General features: G+C 64.2%; 19 protein-coding genes. 11 read left to right on the plus strand and 8 right to left on the minus strand.

Features of this window, described 5'->3' with window-relative positions:
* Positions 1-39 precede the first annotated feature (39 nt).
* Positions 40-813 (minus strand): IclR family transcriptional regulator, encoded by a 774-nt coding sequence (locus J7E82_RS10780; RefSeq protein ID WP_214862602.1) that lies wholly within the window; start codon positions 811-813, stop codon positions 40-42.
* Between the two features lie 166 nt (positions 814-979).
* On the opposite strand from J7E82_RS10780, the gene J7E82_RS10785 reads away from it, so the two are divergent.
* The 3 genes from J7E82_RS10785 to J7E82_RS10795 all read left to right on the plus strand — a co-directional run bounded on the left by J7E82_RS10785 (position 980) and on the right by J7E82_RS10795 (position 4,512).
* The gene (locus tag J7E82_RS10785) at positions 980-1,516 is read left to right on the plus strand and encodes a flavin reductase family protein (RefSeq protein ID WP_214862603.1); all 537 of its coding nucleotides are present in this window, start codon (positions 980-982) and stop codon (positions 1,514-1,516) included.
* Positions 1,517-1,589: 73 nt separating this feature from the next.
* The gene (gene hpaB / locus J7E82_RS10790; RefSeq protein WP_214862604.1) at positions 1,590-3,044 is read left to right on the plus strand and encodes a 4-hydroxyphenylacetate 3-monooxygenase, oxygenase component; all 1,455 of its coding nucleotides are present in this window, start codon (positions 1,590-1,592) and stop codon (positions 3,042-3,044) included.
* Between the two features lie 136 nt (positions 3,045-3,180).
* Positions 3,181-4,512 (plus strand): MFS transporter, encoded by a 1,332-nt coding sequence (locus tag J7E82_RS10795; RefSeq protein WP_214862605.1) that lies wholly within the window; start codon positions 3,181-3,183, stop codon positions 4,510-4,512.
* An 84-nt stretch (positions 4,513-4,596) separates the two neighbouring features.
* Here J7E82_RS10795 and J7E82_RS10800 read toward each other — a convergent pair whose 3' ends face one another.
* Entirely contained in the window at positions 4,597-5,274 is a 678-nt protein-coding gene (locus J7E82_RS10800) for a phosphoribosyltransferase (protein ID WP_214862606.1), read from the minus strand.
* 95 nt (positions 5,275-5,369) lie between these two features.
* Here J7E82_RS10800 and J7E82_RS10805 point away from each other — a divergent pair, with 95 nt between their 5' ends.
* A complete protein-coding gene (locus J7E82_RS10805; RefSeq protein WP_214862607.1) occupies positions 5,370-5,783 on the plus strand; it encodes a MarR family transcriptional regulator in 414 nt (137 codons plus the stop codon).
* A 61-nt stretch (positions 5,784-5,844) separates the two neighbouring features.
* Here J7E82_RS10805 and J7E82_RS10810 read toward each other — a convergent pair whose 3' ends face one another.
* Both J7E82_RS10810 and J7E82_RS10815 read right to left on the minus strand, forming a co-directional pair.
* On the minus strand, positions 5,845-6,678 hold the full coding sequence (locus J7E82_RS10810) for an alpha/beta fold hydrolase (RefSeq protein ID WP_214862608.1): 834 nt from the start codon (positions 6,676-6,678) through the stop codon (positions 5,845-5,847).
* A gap of 52 nt (positions 6,679-6,730) precedes the next feature.
* Positions 6,731-8,137: an amino acid permease gene (locus tag J7E82_RS10815; protein ID WP_214862609.1), complete on the minus strand. Its 1,407-nt coding sequence runs from the start codon at positions 8,135-8,137 to the stop codon at positions 6,731-6,733.
* 324 nt (positions 8,138-8,461) lie between these two features.
* On the opposite strand from J7E82_RS10815, the gene J7E82_RS10820 reads away from it, so the two are divergent.
* The 5 genes from J7E82_RS10820 to J7E82_RS10840 all read left to right on the plus strand — a co-directional run bounded on the left by J7E82_RS10820 (position 8,462) and on the right by J7E82_RS10840 (position 14,318).
* Entirely contained in the window at positions 8,462-9,175 is a 714-nt protein-coding gene (locus J7E82_RS10820; protein ID WP_214862610.1) for an NUDIX domain-containing protein, read from the plus strand.
* Positions 9,172-10,479 (plus strand): quinolinate synthase NadA, encoded by a 1,308-nt coding sequence (gene nadA / locus J7E82_RS10825; RefSeq protein ID WP_214862611.1) that lies wholly within the window; start codon positions 9,172-9,174, stop codon positions 10,477-10,479. The genes J7E82_RS10820 and nadA overlap by 4 nt, the downstream gene beginning before the upstream one ends.
* 80 nt (positions 10,480-10,559) lie before the next feature.
* On the plus strand, positions 10,560-12,257 hold the full coding sequence (gene nadB / locus J7E82_RS10830) for an L-aspartate oxidase (protein ID WP_214862612.1): 1,698 nt from the start codon (positions 10,560-10,562) through the stop codon (positions 12,255-12,257).
* Positions 12,254-13,153 carry a carboxylating nicotinate-nucleotide diphosphorylase gene (gene nadC, locus J7E82_RS10835; RefSeq protein WP_214862613.1) on the plus strand — a complete coding sequence of 300 codons (900 nt, stop codon included), beginning with the start codon at positions 12,254-12,256 and terminating at the stop codon, positions 13,151-13,153. The genes nadB and nadC overlap by 4 nt, the downstream gene beginning before the upstream one ends.
* Before the next feature lie 7 nt (positions 13,154-13,160).
* A complete protein-coding gene (locus J7E82_RS10840; protein WP_214862614.1) occupies positions 13,161-14,318 on the plus strand; it encodes a cysteine desulfurase family protein in 1,158 nt (385 codons plus the stop codon).
* Positions 14,319-14,407: 89 nt separating this feature from the next.
* On the opposite strand, the gene J7E82_RS10845 is transcribed toward J7E82_RS10840, so the two are convergent.
* The gene (locus tag J7E82_RS10845) at positions 14,408-15,016 is read right to left on the minus strand and encodes a DM13 domain-containing protein (RefSeq protein ID WP_214862615.1); all 609 of its coding nucleotides are present in this window, start codon (positions 15,014-15,016) and stop codon (positions 14,408-14,410) included.
* Positions 15,017-15,098: 82 nt separating this feature from the next.
* Entirely contained in the window at positions 15,099-15,779 is a 681-nt protein-coding gene (locus tag J7E82_RS10850) for a DUF1684 domain-containing protein (protein ID WP_214862616.1), read from the minus strand.
* Positions 15,780-15,851: 72 nt separating this feature from the next.
* On the opposite strand from J7E82_RS10850, the gene J7E82_RS10855 reads away from it, so the two are divergent.
* A complete protein-coding gene (locus J7E82_RS10855; RefSeq protein WP_214862617.1) occupies positions 15,852-16,685 on the plus strand; it encodes a hypothetical protein in 834 nt (277 codons plus the stop codon).
* Positions 16,686-16,757: 72 nt separating this feature from the next.
* Positions 16,758-17,564, plus strand: a complete 807-nt coding sequence (locus tag J7E82_RS10860; RefSeq protein WP_214862618.1) for a transglutaminase family protein — start codon at positions 16,758-16,760, stop codon at positions 17,562-17,564.
* A 60-nt stretch (positions 17,565-17,624) separates the two neighbouring features.
* On the opposite strand, the gene J7E82_RS10865 is transcribed toward J7E82_RS10860, so the two are convergent.
* Both J7E82_RS10865 and J7E82_RS10870 read right to left on the minus strand, forming a co-directional pair.
* On the minus strand, positions 17,625-18,089 hold the full coding sequence (locus J7E82_RS10865; protein ID WP_214862619.1) for a MarR family winged helix-turn-helix transcriptional regulator: 465 nt from the start codon (positions 18,087-18,089) through the stop codon (positions 17,625-17,627).
* Positions 18,089-19,249 carry an LLM class flavin-dependent oxidoreductase gene (locus J7E82_RS10870; RefSeq protein WP_251041760.1) on the minus strand — a complete coding sequence of 387 codons (1,161 nt, stop codon included), beginning with the start codon at positions 19,247-19,249 and terminating at the stop codon, positions 18,089-18,091. The genes J7E82_RS10865 and J7E82_RS10870 overlap by 1 nt, the downstream gene beginning before the upstream one ends.
* Between the last annotated feature and the right edge of the window lie 7 nt (positions 19,250-19,256).

The following is a 19,256-nucleotide window of genomic DNA, read 5'->3' on the forward strand; positions in this document are numbered from 1 at the left end:
CAGGCAGCCAGGTCGAAGGCGCCTGGCTGAGTAAGACTCCTAGCCCAGCTGGGCTTCGATTCGTGCAGCGCTGGCCGCCAGTGCTGCGCCTACCGTATCGGGATCCTGGTCCAGGCGGATGTAGACGACGGCGATCGCCGCCGGCTTGCCGCCCGGAACCCGGATGGGGGCGGCCAGGGACGACAGGCCTGCAATGACCTCGTCATGGCTCGCCGCATAGCCGAGCCGCCGCGCCTCCGCGGCCTCCGGCCGGTAGGGGAGCTTAGGCGCGAGCTCGGACCATTCCTTGGGTGTCATGGAGGACTGGATAGCTATTCCGGGCGCACCCGCGGTGACCGGATGCCGCGTCCCTGGATGCTGGGCGAGGGTGGCCCCGGAATGACGAGGTTCAACCGTGACCAGGGTGACGCAGTCCTGGTGGTCCCAGACCGCAATGAAGGCCGTCATATTCCAGGTGTTGGCCAGCTGGCTGAGCTCGGGCAAGCTGGCGGTCTGCAGGTCCCGGGAGACTCCCCGCGCCAGGACGGCAAGTCCCGGGCCCGGCTGGACCCGGCCGGAGTCGTCGCGCACAAGCAGCGAATGGTCCTCCAAGGTTCGCAGGATCCGGTAGGCCACTGAACGGTGGACGTGCAGCGCCCCGGCTAGTTCCGCGATGGTCAGAGGCCGCTCTGCCGCTGCCAGGATCTCCAACGCCTGGATCCCCCGGGAAAGGGTTTGCGAGGGCGAGGGCTGTGAGGCTGGCGCCGCGTCGACCGAAGGCGCGGCGTCGGCGCTTTGGGCTGCGGGAATTTTCTCGGCTCGGACGGGACTCATGTGCTCAATCCTATGGTTGAGGCGGGAGCCAGGAAGCGAGACAACCCGGCACCATCCAATGAACTTCTTGTGCTGTGGATCACACGCTACTATTGTTCTACATGTGATTTGAATGTTCAATTATAGAACAATCAAACGTGGGACAGCTCAGCATGAGGAAGCGAGCATGATTGCCAAGCCAAGGCCATCAATCGGCAATGTCGCCGCGCCTCGAACCGCGGCTCCCCGCGCGCACCACTTTCGTGGCAGCCTTGGCAGGTTCGCCACTGGCGTCGCCATTGTCACTTTTGACGGCGTCACCAAACGCCACGGCATCACGGTTAATTCCTTCACCTCGGTATCCATGGACCCGCCCCTGGTCCTGGTCAGCATCGCCCGGGCAACAAAGGCCCACGACGAGCTGGAGGGCAGGCCTTTCACGGTGAACATCCTGGGGGCCGAACAGCAGCAGCTGGCAATGCATTTTGCCGGGCGGGCGGGCCGCGAGCCCGAGTGGGTCGAGGGCAATGTCGCGCCCCGGCTGGCCAAGGTCCTGGCCTGGTTCGAATGCAAGCCCTGGGCGGCATACGACGGCGGAGACCACACGCTGTACCTGGGGGAGGTGGTCGATTTCAATTACCGCAACGGGGATGCCCTGGCCTTTGCCAACAGTGCCTTCACCACCATTCCCGAAAGCCAGCTCGGAATGGAGGACCTTCTCTAGGCTGGCTTACCACCACGCTTCATCGGCAACAGCCGGCATGCAAGCTGCAGTTCAACGACGACTGGAGAGAACAATGGGTATTCGAACCGGACAGCAGTACCTGGACAAGCTGAATTCAATGAACCCGCATGTACTGATAGATGGCGTGGTTGTCAGCGACAAGATTGCCGAGCATCCGGCCTTCAGGCGGGTCGCGCGGACCTTCGCGCAGCTGTTCGACATGCAGCATGATCCCCGCTACGCCGAGTCGCTGACGTATGAATCCCCGACGTCGGGGGAGAAGGTCTCAGCTTCCTTCCTGATGCCGCGGACGCGCGAGGACCTGGCACACAGGAGGGCTGCTATTCGAACGTGGGCAGAGTACTCCAACGGCTTCCTGGGGCGCACCGGCGACTACATGAACAGTGCGCTGACAGCCTTGGCGGGGGCCGAGAAGTGGTTCGCCCAGGCCGATCCCATGTTCGGTGAAAACATCCGCCGCTACTACGAGTACTGCCGCGAAAATGACCTCCTCGCGACCCATACCCTGATTCCGCCGCAGGCCAACCGCTCCGTTTCTGGAACGGAGCAGCTGGGCGGACAGCTTTCGGCCAGGGTGGTGGAAGAGCGCGACGATGGCATAGTAGTCCAGGGTGCCCGGATGCTAGCCACCATCGCGCCCATCGCGGACGAACTCCTGGTGTTCCCTTCCACCCTGCTGCGCTCGGCTCCCGAGGACGCCCCGTACTCCTACGCCTTCGCTGTTCCCAACGATGCCAAGGGTGTCCGCTATCTCTGCCGGACCTCCCTCTATCACGGCGGCAGCACCCACGACGAGCCGCTCGCCAGCCGCTTTGAGGAGATGGACGCCGTCGTCGTCTTTGACAATGTGTTTGTGCCCAACGAGCGGATCTTTATGCTCGGACATCCCGAACTTTGCAACGCGTTCTACTCCGAAACCGGTGCCGGTGCCCTGATGACGCACCAGGTGGTCACTCGAACCATCGCGAAGAGCGAGTTCTTCCTGGGGCTGGCATCGGAAATCGCCGGCGCCATCGGCATCGACGGCTTCCAGCACATCCAGGAAGACCTCGCCGAACTGGTTGAAACGGTGGAAATCGGCAGGGCGCTCATGACGGCAGCCGAAGCGGAAGCGGCTCCCACTGAGGATGGAATCATGCTGCCGCGCTGGGCCACGCTGAACGCCGCCCGCAACTGGTATCCGAAGGTGGCCCAGAGATTTCCCCAGATCATCCGTAAGTTCTCGGCTTCAGGCCTGATGGCCCTTCCGGGGGAGGCAGACGTCGCGAGCGAGGCACTGCCGGACATCGAACTGTACCTGCAGGCCAAGACGCTTACCGGCCCGGAGCGCATCCGGTTGTTCAAGCTTGCCTTCGATGCCAGCATCTCCTCGTTCGCGGGACGGCAGTCCCTCTACGAGTACTTCTTCTTTGGCGATCCCGTGCGCATGGCCGGGGCGCTCGTGAACAGCTACGACCGGGAACCTGCGCGGGCACGGGTTCGGGAGTTCCTGAAGCGTGAAGATTAAAGTTCTTCGGAAAAAACTGTGCCATTGGTCACAATTTCATAGTACAGTTTCTAACTGACCGTTCTGTCGGTAATTCCGATTGGATCATGACCGGAACGCAGGCGGCTATCTTTTTGCCCTCACACCTGGAGTTTCAATGACCGCAACTTCCCCCGTCGACTCATACGCCGGGCCCAGCAGCAAGCGCGAAGAGCGCAGGGTCCTGGCCGGGACACTCGTCGGTACCACCATTGAGTGGTACGACTTCTTCATCTTCGCCCAGCTGACGGCGACGCTGCTGTCACCCCTGTTCCTGACCCCCCTCGAGCAGTCCAGCCCAGCCCTGGCCCAGATCCTCTCCTTCGCCACCATCGGCATCAGCTTCCTGTTCCGTCCGCTTGGTGCGTTTGTCGCCGGCCACATGGGGGACCGCCTGGGGCGCAAGGCGGTACTGGTCATGACGCTGGTGATGATGGGTGCTGCAACATCACTCATCGGCCTGTTGCCCACTTACGAGACCATCGGTTTCTGGGCACCCGTGCTCCTGATCTTCCTCCGTATCCTGCAAGGCTTCTCCGCAGGCGGCGAATGGGGAGGCGCTGCCCTGATGGCCGTGGAGCATGCACCCAAGGGTCGACGCGGACTCTTCGGGGCCTACCCGCAGATCGGCGTTCCCATCGGCATGATCCTGGCAACAGGCCTCCTCTTCTTCCTCAACTCCGGAATGTCCAAGGAAGCCTTCGGCACCTGGGGCTGGCGGGTGCCGTTCCTGCTCTCCGTGGTACTGATCGTGGTGGGCTACCTGATTCGACGCGCCGTGGGAGAGAGCCCGGTCTTCAAGGAACTGGCACAGCGCAAGGCCGAAAGCAAGGCACCATTGAGCGAGCTCTTCCGCAAGAACACCAAGGAAGTCATCCTTGCGGCACTGATCTTCATCGCCAACAACGCGGCAGGCTACCTGCTCATTGCATTCTTTATCTCCTACGCCACCAGGGCGCTCAAGATGCCGACGCCGCAGATCCTGCTTGCGACGACGGTCGCTTCCTTCGGCTGGCTCATCTTCACCATGGTGGGTGGCTGGCTGTCGGACAAGATCGGCCGGGTAAAGACGTTTGTTGCAGGCTACGCCCTGATGTTCGTGTGGATGATCCCGCTATTCGCGCTGATCGACAGCAAGGACATCCTGCTGTACGGAGTGGCACTGTTCGTCCTGACGATTGGCCTCGGCCTGTCCTACGGCCCGATGTCTGCGATGTACGCCGAAATGTTCCCGCCCCAGGTGCGCTACTCCGGCATCTCCATCGGCTACGCTTTTGGCGCCATCCTGGGCGGTGCGTTCGCCCCCACGATTGCGCAGGCCCTGCTCGACGGAACCAAATGGTCCGGCTCCGTCGGGATCTACATCATGGTCCTCTGCGTCATCTCCGCGGCAGGCGTCCTGCTTGCCAGGGAAACAAGGGGCCGTCCGCTCGGCGTCAGTGCCCACTGACGATTAGCAACGTGGGCGGGAACAGCTATGAGGCTGTTCCCGCCCACGCGTTTTGTTGGGGCTGCGTTATAGGCTTCCGCGGCGTCAGGCCGCCTGCGCCTTAAGGAGATCGATCACGTCGGAGTCGTCCAGTTGCTGAAAGCGCAGGTAGAAGCCTCCCACCGCCCGAAACTTCCCCGGGACGTACAGGACAATGACGGCGTCGCAAACGCGCTGCAGCGAAGAGCACGCCTCGATGGAGGACACAGGCGCGGCGGCGACGACGGCGGCCGGCTTCTGCCCCCGAACGGCCTCGACGGCGGCACGCATGGTTGCGCCCGTTGCCAGGCCATCGTCGATGAGCACTACAGTCTTGCCCCGGACATCGTGCCTGATTCCCGGATAGCGGGCCACCCTCCGCAGGAGTTCCTGGCGCTCGCGGACCTCGACGTCGTCGAGCCATTCCTGCCGGATCCCATGCCGCTGCTGGAGCGCCTCCACAAGGGGCCGGTTCACCATTCTGACGATCTTGCCGCCAAACCAGGCGAGGGCGCCAAACGCGGTTTCATCATGGCCGGGAATCCCGAGTTTGCGAACTAGCATGGCCCCGAAGGGCTGGTACAGGGCCTCCGCCGCCGCTGCTGCCACGGGGATGCCGCCCCGCGCAAGGCCCAGCAGGATGGTGTCGGGCTTTTCGCGCAGCTGCGGAAGGGCGGCGGCAAGGCGACTGCCGGCGTCGGCGCGGTCCTCGAAGCGAATGCCCACGTGTCTCACTTCCAACATTTTTCGGCCCTAAGCCAAGCCTACCGGTCCACGGCCCCCATGGCGGGCTGTTCCGCCTGCTTGCCGAGTCGCGCGTGCGCTGCCACGATGAGCCTGTGAACAGGCCTATCGGTTACTGGATCAAGCGGCTTGATGCCGCACTGGAAGCCCACCTTGACAGCACCCTCGCGCGGCTCAAGCTCAGCCGGCGGCAGTGGCAGGCCATCAATACCCTGGCCGAAACCCCGATCTCACCCGAGGAACTGGCTGAGGCCTTGCGGCCGTTCTGGGGCGACAACTCGGCCCTGCGGGAGAGGGAGTTGGCAGCGCTTGTGGGGCGCGGACTGATCATCCTCTCGGACGGGTACCTGACCCTCAGTGAGCTCGGTTATGCCAAGCACGCCGAGGCGAACCGGCTTGTGGAGGACAGCCGGCGGGAACTGTCCGCGGGCATTGGATTCGACGAATACGAGATCGCCCTCAGTGTCCTGGAACGCATGAGCATCAATGCCGAGCGCCTGGCCCGCTGATTCAGGCTCGGCTGGTTCAGGCCAAGCTCTTCAGGCGCACCCCGCCTCTGGCGCCTAAACTTCAGACGCCCAGGAACTCCACGGTTGCATCCTTGAATACCCTGCTGGTGATGGCGTTCGTGTGGTTCCTGCCGGGGATCAGCAACTGTTCGGCCAGGGTCCCTGCCTTGCCGGCAAGGGCTGCGAGCTCGGGCATGGTGGCGGCGCGCTCATCCTTCTCTCCGGCTACGAGGAGCATCGGAACGTGGGGCACAGCCTCAGCGGGGTCGTAGGGTTCACCCTTGATTGCCTCGATGAGCGACAGCAGCGCGAAGAGGTCATTGCCCGGCAGTAGCTGGGCCATCTTGAGCAGTCCGGCCGTGGACTGGTCGTCAATCGGGGTGCCATCGGCCAAGTGCCGCTGTGCGGCCACCAGGTCAAAGTCCGCCAGGGGGTCGTGCACGTTGGGCCCGCCCAGCACAATCCGGTGCACGAGTTCGGGCTGCGTCGCAGCGAACTCCCAGGCCAGACGCGACCCCAGGGAGTAGCCGATCAGGTCAAGCCCGCTGGAAGGATCACCTTCGCGCAGGGGGCGGGCGCCGGCGTCGGCCGCCACCTGCAAGAGATCAGCGCGGATGCGGCTGGGGGTGTACGAATCCAGGTCCTCCGGTGAGCCGCTGCGACCATGGCCGGGGAGGTCGACGAGGACGGCCCGCCGGCCGGCCTCCTTAAGTGCCGAGATCCATCCAGTGTCGATCCAGTTCAGCTGGGACGAGGACGAGAATCCGTGAATGAGCAGTATGGGCCGCAGCCCGGCATCCTTTTCAGGCGAGGGGTCATGGAGTTCGACGTACAACCGGGGGTCGGTACCTTCGACCGTGTGGCTGTGCTGTTGGCCCGTATGCCTGCCGCTCATGGTGTCCTTCCTCGCCTCTGCCGGACCCGTGACGGCCTGGCTACGCAACACTCTACCGGTCGGCCCCGTGCACGGAACTTCCGCCCCGGCGTCGCAGGATTTGGCTGGCTTTGGAGGCCGCGGCGATAGCTGCGACCAGCACGAACGTACCGACCAGTTGCAGCGCGCTCGCCGGCGCCGAGAAGCCCACCCCAAGGATCAGCGCAAGCAGGCCGAGGCCGAGCAGGGTCAGGAACGGGAACGCCTTCATCCGCAGCGGCAGGGCGCTACCGTCCCGATCGGCCCGGCGCCGCAGGATGAATTGGGAAACCAGCGCGGATCCCCAGACAACGAGGCAGGTGGAGCCCACGAGGTTCAGCAGGGCCGGGAGGACACGCTCGGGGAAGACCAGTTCAAGGACAGCCGCAGCAAAGCCGAAGGCCACAGAGATTACGACGGCGGCGAGGGGGACCTGCGCGGCGCTTAGCCTGGACAGGAAGGCCGGCGCTTCGCCGCGCTCGGAGAGGGAGAAGACCATTCGCGAGGCGCCATAGAGATTTGCGTTGAGGGCGGACAACAGCGCGACGACGGCCACGAGGGTAATGGCTGCACCGGCTCCGGGGATTCGAGCGGCATCCAGGACGCCGGCAAAGGGGGAGGCAAGGGCGTCCGAACCCACGGGAAGGACGGCTGCGATGACAAACACCGAGCCGATGTAGAAAACGAGGATGCGCCAGACAACTGTCCGGACGGCCTTTCCTACGCTGTGTTCAGGGTCTTCGGTTTCGGCGGCCGCCACGCTGACTATTTCCGTGCCTCCGAAGGCAAAGACCACAACAAACAGGGCCGCGGCGACCCCGCCCAGCCCGTTCGGGGCAAAGTCGGCGGTCAGGGCTGCCAGGCCGGGCGACGGGACTGCGGGAAGCCAGCCGAACAGCAGTGCGGAGCCAATCAGGAGGAACCCCACAATGGCGGCGACCTTGAGGATGGCGAACCAGAATTCGAACTCGCCGAAGTTCCGTACGCCGGCGAGGTTGATGCCTGTGAAGACGACCATGAAAAGGAGTGCCAGTGCCCATACGGGGATGACGGGCCAGATGGAGAAGAGCAGGCTCGCGGCACCGATGGCTTCGGCGGCGATTACCACCACCAGCTGCAGCCACCAGAGCCAACCAATGGTTGAACCTGCGGTAGCCCCCAACGCCCGTTCCGCATAGACCGAGAAGGCGCCGCTGTTGGGGTTCGCAGCCGCCATTTCGGCCAGAGCCCACATGACCAGGATGACGAGCGTTCCCGCAACGAGGTACGACACCAGAACGGCGGGACCAGCGGCCTGGATTCCCGCGCCGGAGCCCAGGAAGAGGCCCGCCCCAATGGCGCTGCCAAGGCCCATCATGGTGAGCTGGCGGGGCTTCATGGACTGGCCCAGGCTGATGGCCTGCCTGTCGGTACGAGGCGCGGCAGTGGACTTCGTCGTCATAGGTCCTACCTTCTTGGGGTTCGTTTCGATCACCTGTCCGCTCAGTCCTTGTGGGACCGGCAGTTCTCCAGTGTGATCAAGCTGACCCATAGAACTTACCGTACGGTCAGAATTTCTGTGGTGCCCGGTTTCTGCCACGGCCCATGATTGTCTGCTAAGGCGCGGGCAGCTCGCGACGGCGAGGAGCTTTCGACACATTTTGAATCCGGCAGCCGGAGGTTTAGCATTAGTTCTAGTCATTTTGACTTTAACTACTTCGGAAGCTTCCCGCGAGATTCAGCGGGAGTTTCAGCCGGGCTTCGCATCAACGAGGAGGGGGTGGACATGTTGTATTCAAATTCTGCGAACGTGGCGGAACGCAGGCTTGCCCCGCCGTCGCTTGCTATCTCGACGGTCATCTTTGCCCTGCGACCGAGCGAAACATCCGGGCGGCCCACCCTGTGGCTTCCGCTCGTACGGCGCATCCGCGAACCGTTCAAGGACATGTGGGCCCTGCCGGGCGGCCCGCTTACGCACGAAGAATCCCTGCAGGATGCAGCGTCGCGCAATCTGCAGGAAACCACGGGCCTCACCCCCCAGTACCTTGAACAGCTCTACGCCTTCGGGGGCCTCCACCGCTCGCCTACCCAACGTGTCGTGTCAATCGTGTATTGGGCCCTGGTGCGCCCCACCGAGGCCGTCCTTGCGGACGAGTCCGAAAACGTTCGCTGGTTTCGCGCCGACAGGCTTGGGGAGTTGGCCTTCGACCACAACGCGATCGTGGATTACGCGTTGTGGCGGCTTCGCAACAAGATGGCCTACGGATCCATCGCGTATCACCTGCTTGGCGAGTTCTTCACGCTGGCGCAGGTCCGGGAGGTCTACGAGGCCGTGCTGGACCGCCAGCTGGATCCGGCAAACTTCCGCCGCCAGCTCAAGGCCACACCGGAGATCCAGGAAACCGGCGAATACCTCCAGGGCGGGAAACACCGCCCTCCACGCCTCTATCGCTTTACGGGAACGCCCGGACTAGGGCCCGACAACAGGAGTACACCATGACCAGCGTCAACACAGCCGTCCAGCTGATCACGCGCGAGGAAGCTGAAAAGGGCCGGTCCGCCGCAGGGGCCACCTGTAGCTCTGCGCTGGCCAAGGGGCCCTGGGAATACGACATCGCCGAATCCCTTGCCGGGGTACCGGCCTATGGTCCCGGTGCATCCAGCGCTGACGTGGCGCCGGCCGCGACACCCCGCCAGGGCCAGCTGCCCGAACAGTACAAGCTTGCCAGCGATGCCGAACTTGATACCCGGATCCGTGCAGCCAAGCAGAAGCTCGGTGACAAGGCCGTCATCCTCGGCCACTTCTACCAGCGCGATGAGGTCATCCAGTACGCGGACTTCGTGGGCGATTCGTTCCAGCTTGCCAACGCAGCCCTTACCAAGCCCGACGCCGAAGCCATTATTTTCTGCGGCGTGCACTTCATGGCCGAGACCGCCGACATCCTGTCCACCCCGGAACAGGCAGTGATCCTCCCCAACCTCGCCGCCGGCTGCTCCATGGCGGATATGGCAGACACAGACTCCGTGGAGGACTGCTGGGAGCAGCTGGAAGAGCTGTTCGGAACGGACGTGGACGCAGACGGTCGTGTACCGGTCATTCCGGTCACGTACATGAACTCTTCCGCGGCACTGAAGGCTTTCTGCGGACGCAACGGCGGAATCGTGTGCACGTCCTCCAATGCCCGCACTGTCCTCGAATGGGCTTTTGAGCGCGGCCAGCGGGTGCTGTTCTTCCCGGACCAGCACCTTGGACGGAACACCGCCAAGACCCTGGGCGTGCCGCTGGAACAGATGCCCATGTGGAACCCCCGCAAGGAGCTCGGCGGCAATGACGAGCAGGCGCTCCTGGATTCCCGGGTTATCCTCTGGCACGGCTTCTGCTCGGTCCACAAGCGCTTTAACGTGGGCCAGATTGAGAAGGCGCGGGCCGACTTCCCCGGCATCAACGTGATCGTCCACCCGGAATGCCCCATGGAAGTGGTTGACGCCGCTGATTCCGCCGGCTCCACGGACTTCATCAAGAAGGCGATCGCTGCAGCCACGACGCCGACGGACTTCGCGATCGGCACCGAGATCAACATGGTGAACCGGCTGGCCGCAGAGAATCCTCAGCACAACATCTTCTGCCTGGATCCCGTCATCTGCCCGTGCTCCACGATGTACCGCATCCACCCCGGGTACCTTGCCTGGGTACTGGAGGAACTCGTTGAGGGACGCGTCGTCAACCGCATCACTGTGGACGACTCGGTGCAGGACCATGCAAAGATCGCGCTGGAGCGCATGCTGGCGGCCAAGCCGAAGTAGGCATGGCCAAAATAAGCCAGGCCGAAATAGGCACACCCGAAACAAACCGGACTTCAGGACAACCCCGAAATGAGCCTCACATGACTGCAGGGAGCTTTGCTGGCGGATGCACGCCTCAGCGGCTGATCGTCGTCGGAAGCGGCATCGCGGGACTGTACTCCGCACTGCTGGCCGCTGAGGCAGGAACCGAAGTGACCTTGCTGACCAAGGGCGCGCTCGCGGACAGCAACACCTATTACGCACAGGGCGGCATCTCGGCCGTCCTGGATGAGCCTGCTCCCGGCGATACAGTAGCCGACCATATTGCGGACACGCTCAAAGCTGGTGTGGGGCACTGCAACGAGGGCGCTGTGCGGGTGCTATGCACGGAGGCCCGCCTGGACATCGCCGGGCTGGAACGGTTCGGCGTGCGGTTTGACCTGGACGACGACGGCGACCCCGCCTTGGGGCTCGAAGCCGCCCATTCAGCGCCCCGGATCCTGCATGCCGGCGGCGACGCCACCGGTGCCCGCGTTGCCGCGGCACTCATCCGCAGCGTCCTTGATGCACAGGCCGCAGGCCGGATTCAGGTGATCGGGCACGCCCATGTAACGGCCCTGACGCAGCAGCATGGCCGGGTCACAGGCGCCGCGTTCCTGCAGGACGGACAGGGCCTGGGCGTTGAGGGCGACGCGGTCCTGCTGGCCACTGGGGGAGCAGGCCAGTTGTTCGCGCAGACCACCAATCCCTCTGTTGCTACTGCAGACGGCCTGGCGCTGGCCTGGCGGGCGGGCGCCGAGGTGAAGGACCTGGAATTCTTCCAGTTCCACCCGACCTGCATGGTCCGCTCTCCGCACGCAAGGGAGTCCGAAGGGAACCAGGATCCGCTGCTGATTTCCGAGGCGGTTCGGGGCGAAGGCGCCATCCTCCTGGACGCAGGGGGCAGAAGGTTCATGCCGGATTACCACCCTGACGGCGAGCTGGCGCCCAGGGACGTGGTCTCGCGCAGCATTGCCCTGCACCTTTCGGCGCTTGGTGACCCCAACGGCCATGTGTACCTGGATGCCCGACTGATCGAGGCCCACAAGGGGTCCGGTTTCCTTGAGAAGCGCTTCCCCACGATCAGCGCCCGGACACGTGATGCCGGCGTCGATTGGACGCGGGAGCTGGTTCCCGTTGCACCGGCCGCCCACTACTGGATGGGCGGCGTTACCACCGATCTTCACGGACGCACCACGGTTCCGGGGCTCTTCGCTGCCGGCGAAGTGGCCTGCACAGGGGTCCAAGGTGCCAACCGGCTGGCCAGCAATTCCCTGCTTGAAGGGCTCGTGTTCGGTCGCCGGGCCGTAGAGGCGTTCTTGGCGGAGCGGTCCGAGAACGGTGTTCCTCCTAGCGCTGACTCAGCCGCGGCCGGTGATACTGCCTGGAAGTTTGAACGGATGCCGGGGCCTGTCGAGGCATCCTTCAGCAATCCTGGAATTTTTTCGCGACCAGCCCTGCGTCGGCTCATGACGGCCAAGGCCGGCGTCATACGGACGGGTGGCCAGCTACGCGAGGCAGGCGCAGCACTGGCGGCCTGGACCGCCGTCGAACCCGCGGCAATCCCAGCCGACTCGTTGGATCCGCGGGCCCACGAGGATGCCAACCTCCTGCTGGCCGCACAACTGCTGGTCCACGCAGCCCGGGAACGGCGGAGCTCCCTCGGTGCCCACCACAGGGATGACACCCGCCCGCTCGAGATGACGGTCGACGACGACAAACACTACTCAATGAGCCGGAAAGCGAGCCTTGTCCTATGACCAGCCTGACCCTCCCCGCGGCACCCGTCCGGGACATCCTGGAGCGCGCGTTCGCCGAGGATGCGCCCGGCGGGGACATCACCTCCCAGCTGCTGATCCCGGCGGAGGCGCGCGCAACGGCCGTCCTGGGGGCGCGGGTTCCCGGTATCTTCAGCGGGGGAACCGTCTTCCGCGATGCCATGAAGTTCGTCGACGCCGACACCGAGGTGGAGTTGCTGGTTGCCGACGGTGAAGCGTTCGACGCCGGCGAGCACCTGGTGCGCGTCAGCGGACGGGCGAGGTCGGTGCTGCTGGCGGAACGGGTCGGCCTGAACCTGGCCCAGAGGATGAGCGCGATCGCCACCAAGACCGCCGAATTCGTCAGGCTGGTAGAGGGGACCAGGGCGCGCATCACGGACACCCGCAAGACCACGCCGGGGTTGCGCATCCTGGAGCGTTACGCCGTGCGCTGCGGCGGCGGTGCCAACCACCGCTACAGCCTCTCGGATGCGGTGCTGGCCAAGGACAACCATCTCGCGGTCATGACGGGCGGCGATCCCCTCAAGCTCACGGCACTGCTCAAAGCGGCCAAGGCCCAGCTGGGACACACCACCCACTTTGAAGTGGAAGTGGACCGGGCGGAGCAGATCGAACCCGTACTCGCGGCCGGCGTGGACACGATCATGCTGGACAACTTCAGCATCGACGAGCTGCGCGCAGGCGTCCTGCAGGTGGCCGGCCGTGCAATTGTCGAAGCCAGCGGCAACGTCAACGTGCACACGGTGGCAGACATCGCTGCTGCAGGAGTCGACGTCATCTCCATCGGCGGGCTCACCCACAGTGTTGCCGCCCTGGACCTCGGGCTGGACGTGACGCTGAGCAGCTCCGAAGCCCTGACGGCATCCAGCCTCGGGTAGCGAAGCCATGATTTTCCTTGACGCCGCCGCCACAACCCCGGTTCGCCGGGAAGTGCTCGAAGCAATGTGGCCGTACCTCTCTGGAGAATTCGGGAACCCGTCCAGCCACCACAGCCTTGGTGAGGCGGCTGCCAATGCGCTCGCAGGTGCGCGGGCAGCGGTGGCGGGGGTTTTGGGTTGCAGGCCCGGTGAAATCACGTTCACGTCAGGGGGGACCGAGGCCGACAATCTCGCAGTGAAAGGTATCGCCTTGTCCCGCAGGGCGAAGGATCCCTCCCTGGATCGCGTGCTCCTTAGCTCTATCGAGCATCCTGCCGTGGAGGAGTCGGCGCTTTACCTTCAGCGCGTCCACGGTTTCACCATCGACGTCGTTCCCGTTGACCACACCGGGCTAGTGACGCCGGAGGCGTTCCGCGCGGCACTGCAGCCCGGCACCGCGGTAGCGAGCATCATGTACGCGAACAACGAGGTGGGAACTGTCCAGCCGGTGGCCGAGCTTGCGGCTATTGCGGCGGAATCGGGGGTTCCGTTCCATACGGACGCAGTGCAGGCCGCGGGCTGGCTGCCTGTGCGGGTCCAGGACCTGGGAGTCGATGCGCTCAGCCTTTCAGGGCACAAACTCGGCGCCCCCAAAGGTAGCGGAGTGCTGTTCGCCAAGTCGAGGCTGCGCCTGGAGCCGCTGGTTCACGGCGGCGGACAGGAACGGGGCCGGCGCTCCGGGACCGAGAACGTTGCCGGCGCGGTGGCCCTGGCAACCGCCCTGACCTTGGCCAACGGGGAACAGGCGGACACCGTCGGGCGGGTCGTGGAGCTAAGGGACGGCTTCATCCGCCGGGTGCTGGACCGTGTTCCCGGTGCCATGCTGACAGGTCATCCCGAGCAGCGCCTGCCCTCGATCGCCTCGTTCTGCTTCCCGGGCACGAGCGGCGAATCGGTGCTCCTGGAACTGGAGCGGCTAGGTGTGTTGTGTTCCAGCGGTTCGGCCTGCGCGGCAGGTTCGGATGCCCCGTCGCCGGTACTGACGGCGCTCGGCATCCCCGCCGAGGTTGCCCAGACGGCGGTGAGGTTTAGTTTCAATTCGGCGATCACGGCAGCCGAACTGGAGGAGGCTGCGACCGCCGTCGAGTCCGCGGTCCTGGCTGTCAGGGGACTGAGCCGCTCCTAGGCGTCGTCCCGTGCCCAACTAGCTGGCAGTTGTTGTCGCCATGAGCCCTCATAACGACCACAATTGCGAGCTACTTGGGCCAGGTGCGCTTACTGCAGGGCGGCGGATCCGAAGGCGACGCTAAAGCGGTCGCACCACAGGACCACTGTGCGCAGCCCTTGCAGATCGGCGCCAGCAGGGATCGTGTAATTCTGGTTCCCATGGGTGGCCTTGATCAGTCCCAGGTCAAGGTACTTGCCGGAGCGGTACTTGAACCAGTCCCCGCCTGCATCCAGGTCGCTGAGCCAGACCTTGACGTCCGGGCCGTCGCTGCTGGCGAGGTTTTCCAGCCTGACCACATGGCTTCCATCAGGCAGCCGAAGCAGCACCGCGGTCCCGGACGTCGGGTGCTCCTGGGACTGGAAAGCTCCGGCGGCGAGGACGGCCGTCGTGGGTGAGGCAGTGTTCGACGGCGGTGCCAAAGTGCCAGGCGACGGTGACGCCCCGTTCGGTGCCGGCGATGCTGGATCTGGCGCTGGCGTCGTCACCGCGATTTCGGAGGCAGGTCCGGGTAGCGCCTCGTTTACCGTGCTGCTCGTGAAAAGCCGCCACGGCTGAAACAGCGCCGCGCCAACCACCAGCATTACAAGCAGGACTGTTCCAACCGCGACTGTGGAGATCGGATGCCTGCGAAGGGTCCCAACGATTCGGCTCGTCATGATTCAAGGCTAGGACGGCGAAGAACGACTCGCAGCGTTCAAAGATTACCGTCCCCTTACCGTCGCCTAAGAGCAGGCCAGATTATGAGGGCGGATAGAGTTCGCCCACAGGGACTTCTTTTTCGAGTCTGTTGGCTGGTCCGGCAAGCGGGCATGCCCAGGCTTCGTTATAGGCGCAGGAAGGGTTGTAGGCGAAATTGAAATCGAGGATGAACTCCTGCTCCGCTGCGTCGCCGGAGCCCGTCTTCCGAACACCATGCCAAGCACCCTTGATGGTGTCCAGCAGGTAGCGGCCCGCTCCGTAGCTGCCGCCATCGCGGCCGGCTGTTGCATCCCTGAAGGGCAGGAAGATTCCTCCGCCATAGCCCAGGAGGCGCCAAACGGCCAGACGGCCCAAATCGGGGAGATCAAAGGTCCCGAGCCTGACAAAGGGCACAACGCCGTCGGTTCCCGTGCGCACATTCATTTCTTCGCCGCCTCCCTCAGCTTCAAGGGAGGCATAGAGCCTGAAGGCGGGGTCGTAGTCTGCGGTGCGCAGTCCAGCGAACCGCTCCTTGGCGGCGGGCGTCAGCGCGGAAGCAGGGTGTGTGGCAAACATGCGGTCACGTTCCTGGCGCCAGTGAAGGTGCGCCTGGAAGGGGTCCTCGGCGGCGAGCCGCCGAACGGCGTCGTAGAGTGCGAAGGTTCGCAGTCGCCAATCGGCAATGTCGACGGCGGTCATGTCGCCGATGCCTGACGCCTCATCGAACGCTTCCTGGGCCATGCTCCCAAGCCTAGATGAAACACCTCCCCATCCTTCGCCGGAGACTGATCCCGGCGCCGGTAGGCTGGCCATATGAAAGGGACACCTGCAGTGGCAGGACAATCGGTAGCGCTCTGCCTTACAGCTCTGCTGGCCGTGTCGGCCCTGGCGGGTTGCAGCAGCGATGGCAAGGGGACTCCTGCCTGGACCGCGCAACCGGATCCTTCCTCCTCGGTACCGGGCACCACCTCCCAGGAACCTGGCAGCACGGGGACCTCGGCGCCTCCTTCCGATGGCACGGGTTCACCCACTCCTGGAACAGGAGGTTCTCCTGCACCAGGGGCGACTGCCTTGGCCTGGAAGAGCTACAGCGACGCTTCCAAGCGCGTAAGCTTCGAGCTGCCGCAGGACTGGATTGTCCAGTCAGTGCAGCCGGATCAGGGCTCGCTCCCGGGTGCCATGAAGATCGAAGTCAAGGATGCGAAGGGCCTCTACCTGGCGACGCTGCAAACCGGCCTCCCCCCTGCCTCCCCGGCGGCCTGCGCCACGGACGCGGGACGGCCCTACGTGGTGGTCAATAGTGTGCCCCTCGAGGTCCCCCATTCCGACGGCGAAGGCACCATCGCACCCCGAGTGGTGTTCCGGGTTATCCAGGGCTACAAGTTCTTCGGCTCCTACGGCATTACGAACATGGTGGGAGGGGCCGATGGAAAGGCCTGCCAGCTGCGGAACATAGTCCAGGGCCCGGCAGGCAAAGGCGATTACTACTTTGGTGACCTTGCCACGCTACGGGCGTTCGCCGTCGACGAGAAGGTTGCTCCGGCCAAATCATTCGACACGCTTGAGCAGGCGGCGAAGTACGTCAACGAAAGCTCGGAATTCGCCAATGTCCAACGGATGCTACTGTCTCTGAAGATCAATTCGTAGACCAGCAACTGGTCGATTCACCCCCAGCGGCGACATCTGGGGCTGTCCCGCCGCAACCAACTCCGGAGATCCATGGAACGTAAAGTTGCCGCCCGCCTCGTTTTCAAGACTGTCACCGATACCAAGGTGGCGCTGGCAATAGCCGTAGCCCGCAATCCCGGCTACGAGTCCCTGACAGAACGGCTCTCCATTACGGCAGCAGGAGAGGACGTTCCGGTCCAGGAACTGTCGGACCATCACGGCGGACGCTTCCACTACATGGAGTTCGCGGAACCCAGCGAAGTCACAGTGGACTACCAGGCGACCGTCGTGGGATCGGCGGATCCAGATGAATCCTCCCTTATGGAACTCATCAGGTATGTGCGTCCCAGCCGCTATGCCGAATCGGATCGGCTCCTTCCCACGTCCTATGCCGAGTTCGGCGGGATGCAGGGCGAGGAACTGCTGCAGGCCGTCAGGAAATGGGTTTCCAGTGAACTGCGGTATCTCAGCGGCTCGTCACGCGGGACCGATGGTGCGGTGGAGACGCTGCTCCATCGGCGGGGCGTGTGCCGCGATTTTGCACACCTTGCCATTGCGCTGCTTCGGTCCAAGGACATTCCTGCGCGCCTAACGGCTGTCTACGCCCCTGGCCTGAGCCCCATGGACTTCCATGCTGTGGCCGAAGCGCACATTAACGGAGCCTGGTACGTCATCGATCCCACCGGCCTGGCCCCACGGGAGACCATGCTTCGGATTACGGCGGGACGGGACTCCTCAGACACGGCGTTCCTGTCCACCGTGGGGGGCAGCCTGCAACTCCTGAACCTCAAAGTGTCCGCGATTGCCGAGGGAGACCTTCCCGTGGAAGATCCCTCCCGGCTCGTCACCCTGCACTAGCTGTGGTTGTGCGGGCTGTGGTTGCGCAGTAGACGTGTTCAGGCGGTAAACCCAAGGGGCTTAGCGTCCGGGCAAGGAAGCACGGAGCTTTTCCGTCAGGCGCAGGAGTTCCCGCTGCTCCTCCTCGGTAAGCGCCGGTGCGATGAGCGCGGTTATATCCCGCACATGCTCCCGGCCGATCTCCTTCTGCAGCTCCCTGCCGGCCTCGGTCAAGCCGAGCAGGACGCCCCGCCCATCCTCGGGCGCAATGCGCCGCTCCACCAGCCCGCGCTTCTCAAGCCGGTCCACGAGCCGGCTCAGGCTTGATTGACTCAGCAGCACGTGGTCGTTGATCTCATTGAGGCGGAGCTGCCCGGACGGACACCGCGAAAGCGTGAAGAGCACGTCGTACTCCTTGATCGGCAGCGCCTTGAAGGCCCGGCCTGCCTGCAGGCGGCGCATCACGGCCACCTGCGCGCGAAACAGGGACTCCCAGGTTTCGGCTGCCAGTCTCACGGCGGTCGATGAGGGAGCTTGGGTGCTCATCATGACTCCTTTCCTGCAGCTGCGCTGACTGCACGGGCTGCGGGCTGGTCGACGACGGTCTCGTCGAGGGTCTCGTCCGCCTGTCCGGCGAGCCGCGCTACCACCCGAGCCGCATGTGTCGGGGCATCGGGAACATGGGCGGGCTTGCTTTCCGCGAACTCCTTCCGCAGCACGGGCAGGACCTCCTCGCCGAAGAGATCCAGCTGCTCCAGGACAGTCTTGAGGGGCAGCCCTGCGTGGTCGATCAGGAACAACTGGCGCTGGTAGTCGCCAAAGTATTCGCGGAACTTCAAGGTCTTTTCGATGACCTCCTGTGGGCTGCCAACAGTCAGCGGGGTCTGGGACGTGAAATCTTCGAGGGACGGGCCGTGGCCGTAGACCGGGGCGTTGTCGAAATAGGGCCGGAACTCCTTGACGGCGTCCTGGGAGTTCCTGCGCATGAAGAACTGCCCTCCGAGGCCCACGATTGCCTGGTCGGCCTTGCCATGGCCGTAGTGCTCGTAGCGCTCACGGTAGAGCCCGATCAGCTGCTGGTAGTGCTCTTTCGGCCAGAAGATGTTATTCGCGAAGAAGCCGTCTCCGTAGTAGGCAGCCAGTTCCGCAATCTGGGGGCTGCGGATGGAACCGTGCCAGACGAAGGGGGGAACGCCGTCGAGGGGGCGGGGCGTGGAGGTGAAGTTCTGCAGGGGCGTGCGGTGCTTGCCGGACCAGTTGACCGTGTCTTCATCCCACAGCTTCCGCAGCAGGCTGTAGTTCTCCACGGCAAGCTCGATGCCGTCCTGGATGTTCTTGCCGAACCACGGGTATACGGGTGCCGTGTTGCCGCGGCCCATGACGAGGTCCACGCGGCCGTCGGCGAGATGCTGCAGCATGGCGTAGTCTTCGGCGATCTTCACGGGATCATTCGTGGTGATCAGCGTGGTCGCCGTGGACAGGATGATGCGTTTGGTCTGCGCCGCGATGTAGGCCAGCGTGGTGGTGGGGGAGGAGGAGAAGAACGGGCGGTTGTGGTGCTCGCCGATGGCGTACACATCCATGCCGATTTCTTCGACCTTCCTGGCAATGGCCACGGACGCCTTGATGCGCTCGTTCTCCGTTGGAGTGCGCCCGGTGGTGGGGTCGGTGGTGATGTCGCTGACGCTGAAGACGCCGATCTGCATGTGGTGC

It is taken from the genome of Arthrobacter sp. ISL-30, assembly GCF_018613855.1.
Classification (GTDB): domain Bacteria; phylum Actinomycetota; class Actinomycetes; order Actinomycetales; family Micrococcaceae; genus Arthrobacter.

Excerpts from the sequence above, each read along its gene's own strand:
- J7E82_RS10780 (WP_214862602.1), bottom strand. The coding sequence starts at position 813 with ATGAGTCCCGTCCGAGCCGAGAAAATTCCCGCAGCCCAAAGCGCCGAC.
- J7E82_RS10785 (WP_214862603.1), top strand. The coding sequence starts at position 980 with ATGATTGCCAAGCCAAGGCCATCAATCGGCAATGTCGCCGCGCCTCGA.
- hpaB (WP_214862604.1), top strand. The coding sequence starts at position 1,590 with ATGGGTATTCGAACCGGACAGCAGTACCTGGACAAGCTGAATTCAATG.
- J7E82_RS10795 (WP_214862605.1), top strand. The coding sequence starts at position 3,181 with ATGACCGCAACTTCCCCCGTCGACTCATACGCCGGGCCCAGCAGCAAG.
- J7E82_RS10800 (WP_214862606.1), bottom strand. The coding sequence starts at position 5,274 with ATGTTGGAAGTGAGACACGTGGGCATTCGCTTCGAGGACCGCGCCGAC.
- J7E82_RS10810 (WP_214862608.1), bottom strand. The coding sequence starts at position 6,678 with ATGAGCGGCAGGCATACGGGCCAACAGCACAGCCACACGGTCGAAGGT.
- J7E82_RS10815 (WP_214862609.1), bottom strand. The coding sequence starts at position 8,137 with ATGACGACGAAGTCCACTGCCGCGCCTCGTACCGACAGGCAGGCCATC.
- J7E82_RS10820 (WP_214862610.1), top strand. The coding sequence starts at position 8,462 with ATGTTGTATTCAAATTCTGCGAACGTGGCGGAACGCAGGCTTGCCCCG.
- nadA (WP_214862611.1), top strand. The coding sequence starts at position 9,172 with ATGACCAGCGTCAACACAGCCGTCCAGCTGATCACGCGCGAGGAAGCT.
- nadB (WP_214862612.1), top strand. The coding sequence starts at position 10,560 with ATGACTGCAGGGAGCTTTGCTGGCGGATGCACGCCTCAGCGGCTGATC.
- nadC (WP_214862613.1), top strand. The coding sequence starts at position 12,254 with ATGACCAGCCTGACCCTCCCCGCGGCACCCGTCCGGGACATCCTGGAG.
- J7E82_RS10840 (WP_214862614.1), top strand. The coding sequence starts at position 13,161 with ATGATTTTCCTTGACGCCGCCGCCACAACCCCGGTTCGCCGGGAAGTG.
- J7E82_RS10845 (WP_214862615.1), bottom strand. The coding sequence starts at position 15,016 with ATGACGAGCCGAATCGTTGGGACCCTTCGCAGGCATCCGATCTCCACA.
- J7E82_RS10850 (WP_214862616.1), bottom strand. The coding sequence starts at position 15,779 with ATGGCCCAGGAAGCGTTCGATGAGGCGTCAGGCATCGGCGACATGACC.
- J7E82_RS10855 (WP_214862617.1), top strand. The coding sequence starts at position 15,852 with ATGAAAGGGACACCTGCAGTGGCAGGACAATCGGTAGCGCTCTGCCTT.
- J7E82_RS10860 (WP_214862618.1), top strand. The coding sequence starts at position 16,758 with ATGGAACGTAAAGTTGCCGCCCGCCTCGTTTTCAAGACTGTCACCGAT.
- J7E82_RS10865 (WP_214862619.1), bottom strand. The coding sequence starts at position 18,089 with ATGAGCACCCAAGCTCCCTCATCGACCGCCGTGAGACTGGCAGCCGAA.
- J7E82_RS10870 (WP_251041760.1), bottom strand. The coding sequence starts at position 19,249 with ATGCAGATCGGCGTCTTCAGCGTCAGCGACATCACCACCGACCCCACC.